The sequence below is a fragment of the Allobosea sp. P1_A7 genome (assembly GCF_056406775.1).
In genome coordinates, this window is record NZ_JBFTZN010000263.1 from 1 (window position 1) to 7,990 (window position 7,990).

7 protein-coding genes are annotated in these 7,990 nt (G+C 63.6%); 5 read left to right on the forward strand and 2 right to left on the reverse strand.

Features of this window, described 5'->3' with window-relative positions:
- Nucleotides 1-42: 42 nt before the first annotated feature.
- Both AC1D34_RS30235 and AC1D34_RS30240 read right to left on the reverse strand, forming a co-directional pair.
- A complete protein-coding gene (locus AC1D34_RS30235) occupies nucleotides 43-588 on the reverse strand; it encodes a cupin domain-containing protein (RefSeq protein ID WP_441509055.1) in 546 nt (181 codons plus the stop codon).
- 653 nt (nucleotides 589-1,241) lie between these two features.
- Entirely contained in the window at nucleotides 1,242-1,991 is a 750-nt protein-coding gene (locus AC1D34_RS30240) for a GntR family transcriptional regulator (protein ID WP_441509056.1), read from the reverse strand.
- 188 nt (nucleotides 1,992-2,179) lie between these two features.
- On the opposite strand from AC1D34_RS30240, the gene AC1D34_RS30245 reads away from it, so the two are divergent.
- From AC1D34_RS30245 to AC1D34_RS30265, 5 genes are all read left to right on the forward strand, one after another.
- Complete coding sequence (locus AC1D34_RS30245) at nucleotides 2,180-3,562, forward strand: aminotransferase class III-fold pyridoxal phosphate-dependent enzyme (protein WP_441509057.1); 1,383 nt, start codon at nucleotides 2,180-2,182, stop codon at nucleotides 3,560-3,562.
- A gap of 125 nt (nucleotides 3,563-3,687) precedes the next feature.
- Nucleotides 3,688-4,656, forward strand: a complete 969-nt coding sequence (locus tag AC1D34_RS30250; RefSeq protein WP_441509058.1) for an aminotransferase class IV — start codon at nucleotides 3,688-3,690, stop codon at nucleotides 4,654-4,656.
- Between the two features lie 29 nt (nucleotides 4,657-4,685).
- Entirely contained in the window at nucleotides 4,686-5,699 is a 1,014-nt protein-coding gene (locus tag AC1D34_RS30255) for an amino acid ABC transporter substrate-binding protein (RefSeq protein WP_441509061.1), read from the forward strand.
- Between the two features lie 58 nt (nucleotides 5,700-5,757).
- Nucleotides 5,758-6,864, forward strand: coding sequence for an amino acid ABC transporter permease (locus AC1D34_RS30260; protein ID WP_441509059.1), 1,107 nt, complete (start codon nucleotides 5,758-5,760; stop codon nucleotides 6,862-6,864).
- A gap of 8 nt (nucleotides 6,865-6,872) precedes the next feature.
- Nucleotides 6,873-7,990 (forward strand): amino acid ABC transporter permease (locus AC1D34_RS30265; protein ID WP_476777101.1); only part of this gene is annotated, 1,118 nt, incomplete at its 3' end.

Here is a 7,990-nt window from a genome sequence, read left to right on the forward strand (position 1 = left end):
GGTCCGGAGTGCTTCTCTGGTAAACGCCTTTCAGGAACACGTCTAATATGTTGGGGGCGTGATGGCGCTCACGATCTCGCTCGGCTCGTCCGCGGCGTTGCGGAAACGATGCGGCTCGCGGCTATCGAAATAATAACCATCGCCTGGCTGCAGAAGCGCTGTCCGGCCCGACACCGTGACCTCAACCGCGCCGCGGATGACGAGGCCGCCTTCCTGGGCCGAATGAACGAAGGCTTCGCCGGTATCGGCTCCCCGAGGATAGGTTTCATGGAGCATCAGCATTAAGCGGTTAGGGTAACCTGCTCCGATCACGCGATAGGAAATGGCATCCGCCCGGCCGATTTCAGCCATATCCGCTGCGCGGCAAAACGGATCCGGCGGCGAAACCGCATGAAAATCGAGAAAGAACCCCGAGAGGGTCGTCCCTAGTGCGTCGAGGACCGCATGCAGCGTGTTGAGGGAGGGGCTGATCAAATCCCGCTCGATCAGCGAGATCGAGGAGTGGGAGACGCCCGAGCGCAAGGCGACGGCTCGGACGGTCAACTTTCGGCTCTGGCGGAGTTCTCTCAAACGATCGCCGATCTTCATGTCAGCCCCGTCATTGCGTACGGGATATCAAAGCGCATTCGGTGAGTATCATCAACAGAGCTATGCGCCGACTTGAGCTGTGGAGAAGCTTTCAGCGGATCCCGCTCAACGAATATGGCCTGCTCGCGAACCTGGCGAGCGAGGTCATGCGCCATGTCCGTGGTTTTGCTTCGAACCGCGGCCGGCCCTCGCATGCCGGTCAGTGCTTCGCCTGAGTCCTGGCGGCTGCCAATTCAGTTCTTCTCACAACGAGAGAACCCGTCTGGCCAACGGGAAATTCGCGCATCGAATCTGGCTTGTCGCAATGTCAATTTTCTGGACCTGTTGTTCGCTTGGTTCGGCCCAAAGCTCGATAATCAGGCGCCACTTATAGACGGGGAATTGGCCCCATCAGAAGCTACTTCCGCGATACCGATCGAGACCTCCCCTCTCTCGCGCAGAGTTCGACGAGAAGTCGGGCCTGAGCGCCGCTGATCTGTCCGTGCCTCCCCGCATCGAAGGCGTTGTTGAGGGCAATCGGACCACAGACGCGTATCAGGCACCCCTTGCCGAGCGGACCGAGTTCGTCACGGAGGACTTGCCGCGGCGGCGAGGCTTGCGGCGACGTGGACCGGCAAATAGGAATAGGTTCGATCCGGTTCGGAACTCGTTTGCTACAGCGTCCAGCCGAGGCGGGCGTACAGGTAGCGCTGATAGGTCAGGATATCGACGCGGCGCAGGTCGCGGATGCGACCGGGATCGCGCGTATGGACCGCCAGCGCCAGTTCTTCCATGACATGCGTCGAGAACTCCATGAAGTCGGGCTCCTCGTGGACTTTCACGCTGAGGCAGAACGCGATGATCGGCGCATTGCGGACGCGCAGCCGCCGGATCAGCGCCGCCAGCATCGCCGAACCGCAGCGCTCGGCGATGAAAAAGGACCAATCGTGGAAAGCGAGCATGTGCTCGCCCACACTTCCCCCGCGGTAGGCGCTGCGTACAGCCTCGGTCAGCCCCTGCAACGCCTGGAAATCCGCCTCTTGCGCGCGCTGGGCGAAACGCGCCGCCGCCTCGCCCTCGGTCAGTGAGCGCAGCAGCCAGATGTCGTCGCAGACGGTCCGGTCGAGCGCCGGGACCTGGATCCCGCGCGCCGGCGTTATCTCGAGCGCCTCCTCGGCCACCAGCGAAGACACTGCATCGCGAACGGGTTGCATGCTGGTGCCGAAGCCGGTCGCAAGCGACCGCAGCGAGAGTTTGGCGCCGGGATAGAGTCCACCCGAGAGCAATCTCTGCCGCAAGCCCTCATAGACCTGGATCGAGAGCGTGTTGGCGTTCTTTGCGCCATCGCGCTCGATCATGTACCCGCTCGCCTGCTCGGGCTCCGGAGACGTCTCAACCTGGGAATGCGGCAGGCGAGCGGCCACGGAAATCACCCCATTCTTGCTTCAACGGCGTGATCACAGCATGCATATGCACACTCGAGAGCATAGACGGACGCTGCACATTTCATGCCCAATCACCGCATACTTTATCATCTTGAGCGAGATTGACGCGGWTCGTCATTGCCATATAGTCCTCGATTGTCAACTGTGATCACAGGAAGCTGCATGTCATGAACATCGCCGCACGCCTTTCCAATCATCACTCCGACATGCTGCTGCTGCCCTTCTCGAACCTCAAAAAACTGCGCGAGGAACGGCCGCTGGTCTTTACGAATGGCAAGGGCGTTTTCACCTATGACGAGGATGGCAAGGACTATATCGAGGCCGTCTCGACCTTCTATTGCGTGGGCTTGGGTTTCAGCGACGAAGAGCTGATCGAGGCCGCTATCGCTCAGCTCCGTGCGCTGCCGATGTACCCGTCAGGCATCCACAGGACCGTTCCCGTCGTGATGCAGCTCGCCGAGCGCCTGACGCGCGCAGCGCCTATTCCGAACGCCCATGTCATGTTCGCCACGACGGGATCAGAGGCAAACGACCAGCTCGTCAAGTTCACTTGGTACGCCAATCGCGTGGCCGGCGAGCCCAAGCGGCGCAAAGTCATCTCGCGTCGCGCGAGCTATCATGGCGGCACTATCTTTACGACGGCACTTGGCGGCGGCGCCGCGGTGCAGGAGGCCTTCGGCGTTCCCACCGACGACGTAATCCACGTCACGCACCCGACTTGGCCGCGCGGCGCACTGCCCGGTGAGACGGAAGACCAATATGCGGATCGCCTCGTCGTTGAGATCCGCGACGCCATCGAGGCGGCGGGGCCCGAGACCGTCGCGGCCTTCATCGCCGAACCGCTCTCGGTCTCGGCAGGCATGTTCCCGCCGCCGCGCGGCTATTTCCCCAAGATCAAGGCTCTGCTCGGTGACTACGGCATCCGGATGTATTCCGACGAGGTCGTGACCGGTTTCGGCCGTACCGGCACGATGTGGGGCTGCCAGAACTTCGATTTCCAGCCCGACTGCCTCAGCACGGCCAAGCAGCTTTCCGGTGCCTATCAGCCGATCTCGGCCGTGGTGATGTCGGACGAATTTTACAACGAGTTGGAGGCCGGTTCGGAAACAGCGGGCATCTTCAACCACGGATCGACCTATGGCGCTCATCCGGTCGCTGCGGCCGTTGCGCTTAAGGTTCTCGACATCTTCGAGCGGCGCGACATTCTCGGGCATATCGGCTCCGTCGCGCCCGTCTTCGCCAAGGGGCTCGCGGCGCTTGAAGATCACCCTCTCGTTACGTCCACCCGGGCCCTCGGCCTCGCCGGGGCCATTCAGGTCGCACTGCCGGGCTCCGGGAGTGGTGCGGATGCCGCGCCCTCGCTGGTACCGGGCGGCATCGCAACTCAGATCTACGACGCGGCGCTGGCCGCAGGTGTAGTCCTGCGCCCGCTGCAAGGCTGCCTCGTGCTGTCGCCGCCGCTGATCATCACCGAGGCAGAACTCGATGAGATGTACCGCCGGATAAGGATTGGCCTCGACGCCGTGCTTGCCGAGCTGCCGACCGCCTGAAATCGCCGTCGCGCCCGGAGCCGGGCGCAGCGCGAATTTTGCCAAACTTTTCAGCGGCCCTCCGGCACATGACGGAGGATTCCGCTCGCTGCCCGTGATCCGAAACCGCGACGAAGAGGTCCAGGATGAACGTCACCGCTTCCACCTTCGCATCAACCGACGCCGCCCGCTGGGCGAGTGGCGCAGCCTTCATCGACGGCGCCTATATGCCGATCGCCGAAGCCCGCATCCCGATCACCGACTGGGGCTTTCGCCGCTCGGACGTGACCTACGACGTGGTTAGCGTCTGGGACGGGAATTTCTTTCGGCTTGACGACCATCTCAAGCGCTTCCGCACCTCGATGGAAGCGATGCGGCTCATCCCGCGCGAGAGCGACGACGAGATTCGCCGCATCCTGCACAAGCTCGTGGCGCTGGCTGGTCTCCGGGAGGCCTATGTCGCCATGGATTGCCTGCGTGGACGCCCCCTCCCCGGCACGCATTATCACCCCAAGAACGCGCGCCCGTATCTCTGCGCCTACGCCATTCCCTTTGTCTGGCTGATGAAACCGGAGGTGATCGAGCGCGGCGCCCATATGATCGTCGCCTCGACCCCGCGCATCCCCGAGGCTTCCGTCAACGCCCGGGCGAAGAACTTCCACTGGGCCGACATGACGGCCGCCCTGTTCGAGGCGGACGAGAGGGGAGCGGACAATCCGATCCTGCTCGACGCCGCCGGCAACGTCACGGAAGGGCCGGGCTACAACGTCTTCTGCATCACCGAGGGCGTCGTCGTAACGCCAGACCGCAACGTTCTCGGCGGCATCACGCGCCTCTCCGTCATCGAGCTCTGCGCCCAACTCGGTCTCCCCTGCGAGGTTCGGGACGTGCCCGTCGAGGAGCTGCGCAACGCCGACGAGATCCTCGTCTCCTCGACCGCCGGCGGCCCGATCGGGGTGAGCCGCCTCGACGGTCGCATCCTCAACAACGATCGTCCCGGCCCCATCAGCCAGAAGCTGCGCGAGACCTACTGGGCCAAGCGCAAGGACGGCTGGCATGCCGAGCCGGTTCGATACGAAGCCGCCCGCCCCGAAGAAGAAGGATCGTCACCGTGAATAAAGCAGATCGGACCATCTTCAAGACGATGCTGTCCGCCCTCGGCGCCGCGCTGCTGAGCACGGCCGCCTCCGCCCAGACGCTGCCGGCCCCGGGGCCGACGGCCGAAGCCATCAAGAAGCGCGGCGAGTTGGTCTGCGGCGTCGACAGCGGCATTCCCGGCTTCGCCTACCAGGATTCCGGGGGCGCCTGGAAAGGCTTCGACGTCGACTACTGCCAAGCGCTCGCCGCTGCGGTTCTGGGCGACCCGAAGAAGGTAAAGTATGTTGGCACCACCGCCAAGGTCCGCTTCACAGTGTTACAGTCCGGCGAGATCGACGTGTTGATCCGCGACTCGACCATGACCTTCGCCCGTGACATCGGCCTCGGCCTGACCGAGGTCGCAGTCAATTTCTACGCCGGCCAGGGCTTCATGGTGCGCAAGAGCCTTGGGGTTAAGACTGCAGGGGAGCTGAACGGCTCCACAATCTGCATGATCACCGGCGCAACGCTCGAACTCAACATCGCCGACTTCGCCCGCTCCAAAGGCACGACGATCAACTCGCTGCTCTTCGAGAAGTCGGAGGAAGCCTTCGCCGCCGCAGAGGCCGGTCGCTGCGACGGCTATTCGGACGATACCGGCTCGCTCGCCGCCGCCCGCTCCACCATGAAGGTGCCGGACGACTGGATAATCATGCCCGAGGTCATCTCCAAGGAACCGCTCGGCCTCCATACGCGCGACGGCGACTATCGCTGGTCCGACATCGTCTTCTGGGTCGACACGGCGCTGAAGACCGCCGAGGAGTTTGGAATCACCAAGGCCAATGTCGATGAGAAGAAGAAGTCCGAGGACCCCTTCGTGCGCCGCCTGCTCGGGCTCGAGGGCGATTTCGGCAAACAACTGGGCATCGACAACGAGGGCTTTTACAGGGCCATCAAGGCGGTCGGCAATTACGGCGAGATCTACGACGTCCATTTCGGCCCCAAGGCGCTCGGCCTGCCGCGCGGCTTGAACAATCTCTGGTCGCAGGGTGGCCTGCACTATCCTCTTCCGTTCCGGTGAGATCGCCGGCATGGCTCGGACCAAATCCACATCCGGCAGCAACGCCGCGCTGTGGCCCATGAAATCATCCCACGCCCTGCTCTGGCAGGGCGTGGTCCTCGGTATCGCCCTGCTCGTCCTGATCTGGTTCGGGCACAATGCGGCGAGCCATCTCGCGCGCCGCAACATGGAGTTGGACTTCAGTTTTTTATGGCGCCCGGCCGGCTTCGCCATGCCGTTCCAAATCACGAACTTCAGGCCGACGGACAGCTACGCCATGGCGTTGGTCGCGGCCTTCTCAAATACGCTGCTCGTTTCCGCGCTCGGCGTCGTCACCACCACTGTCCTGGGCCTCGCGCTCGGCGTGATGCGTCTCTCTACGAGCTGGCTGATGCGCAGCGCCTCGGGCGCCATCGTCGAGCTGATCCGCAACACCCCGCAGCTCCTCCAGATCGTCTTTTGGTATGTCGGCGTGCTCCAGCTCTTGCCGCAGGCCCGCCAGAGCCTGTCCTTGGGAGGCCTGTTCTATCTCAATATCCGCGGTCTGTTCCTGCCCTATCCGCTGGCGGGCGACAGGACACCCCTGATCGCTGCCCTGCTGGTGCTGAGCCTCGTCCTCGTACCGCTGCTGCGTCACTTCCTGCCAATGCGGCGCAAGGGCACGCGCTGGCTCTGGCTGGTACCGCCCACCCTCTTTGCCGCACTGGTGGCGAGCTTGTCGGGCTGGAGCGCTCCGACGCTCAAAGGTTTCAACTTCACGGGCGGAATGGTGATGCCACCGGAGTTCGTCGCGCTCTGGGCCGGGCTTTCGCTCTACAGTGCCGCCTTCATCGCTGAGATCGTCAGGGGTTCGGTCGAGGGCGTCGCCAAGGGCCAGCGCGAGGCGGCCTACAGCCTGGGGCTGAAGCCTTGGCCGACGCTCCGGCTGGTCATTCTGCCGCAGGCGCTCAGAGTCATGATTCCGCAGATGACCAACCAGTATCTCAACCTGATCAAAAGCTCCTCGCTCGGCGCGGCCATTGCCTATCCGGAGATCGTTCAGATCTTCGCCGGCACGGTGCTCAACCAGTCGGGCCGTGCGATCGAGGTGATGGTGATCCTCATGGGCGTCTTCCTCGCTGTCAATCTCTTGGTCTCGGCGGGGCTCGCGCGGCTGAACGCCCGGTTCGCGCTTAAGGAACGTTAGGAAGCACGATGCCGAGCGCCGAAACGACCTCCATCGTCACTGTCGTCCCAAGGCACCCCAGCCCGCAGCTTGCTTCGGCAACGGCGATCATTCGCCGCTGGATCCGGACGAATCTCTTCGGCTCGTTTCGCGGGGGGCTGGTGACGCTCCTCACCGTTGCGCTGCTCGTCGTGCTGGTGCCGCCACTCCTGCACTGGTTCGTCACCGATGCCGTGTTCCAAGGTCGGAGCCGCTCGGTCTGCGGCACCGGCGCCTGCTGGGCCTTCGTCACCGACCGCATCGACATGTTCCTCTTCGGTCGCTATCCGGCGCCGGAGCGCTGGCGCGTCAAGCTTGCTGGGCTTGTCCTGCTCGTTTTTGCTGTCGCGGCCGCCTGGCCACGCAATCCGCGCCCGGTGCTTTCCGTACTGCTTCTTGTCACGCTCTGCCCTCTCATCGCCGGCACGCTACTGCTCGGTGGCGTCTTGGGCCTGCCAGTCGTTCCCACCGACCAATGGGGCGGCCTCTCACTCAACGTGCTGCTGACCTATGCGACGGTCGTGATCGCGCTCCCGATCGGCATCGTTCTGGCGCTCGGCCGGCGCTCAAGCCTGCCGGCGATCAGCTGGCTCTGCACCGGCTTTATCGAGCTGCTGCGTGGCGTGCCGCTTCTCGCCGTGCTGTTCATGGCCATGGTGATGCTGCCGATGTTCTTGCCGGAGGGCACCAGCTTTGACCGGCTGCTGCGCGCCATCGTTGGACTCTCGCTCTTCGTCGCCGCCTATCTTGCCGAGGTCGTCCGGGGCGGGCTGCAGGGCATCGATAAGGGGCAATACGAGGCCTCCGCCTCGCTCGGCCTTAGCTACTGGAACGCGCATCGTCTCATCGTGTTGCCGCAGGCCTTCCGGCTGACCGTCCCGGGCATCGTCAATACGGTGATCGACCTGTTCAAGGACACCACACTCGTCTCGATCATTGGCCTGTTTGACCTGCTCGGCATCATCGGGCAGGCGCTAAAGGACCCGAACTGGCTGGGCCTCGGCCGCGAGGGCTACGTCTTTGCTGCCGGGGTTTTCTTCATCTGCTGCTACGCCATGTCCCTTTACAGCCGCAGCGTCGAGCGTCGGATCGCACAGGCACGGCATTG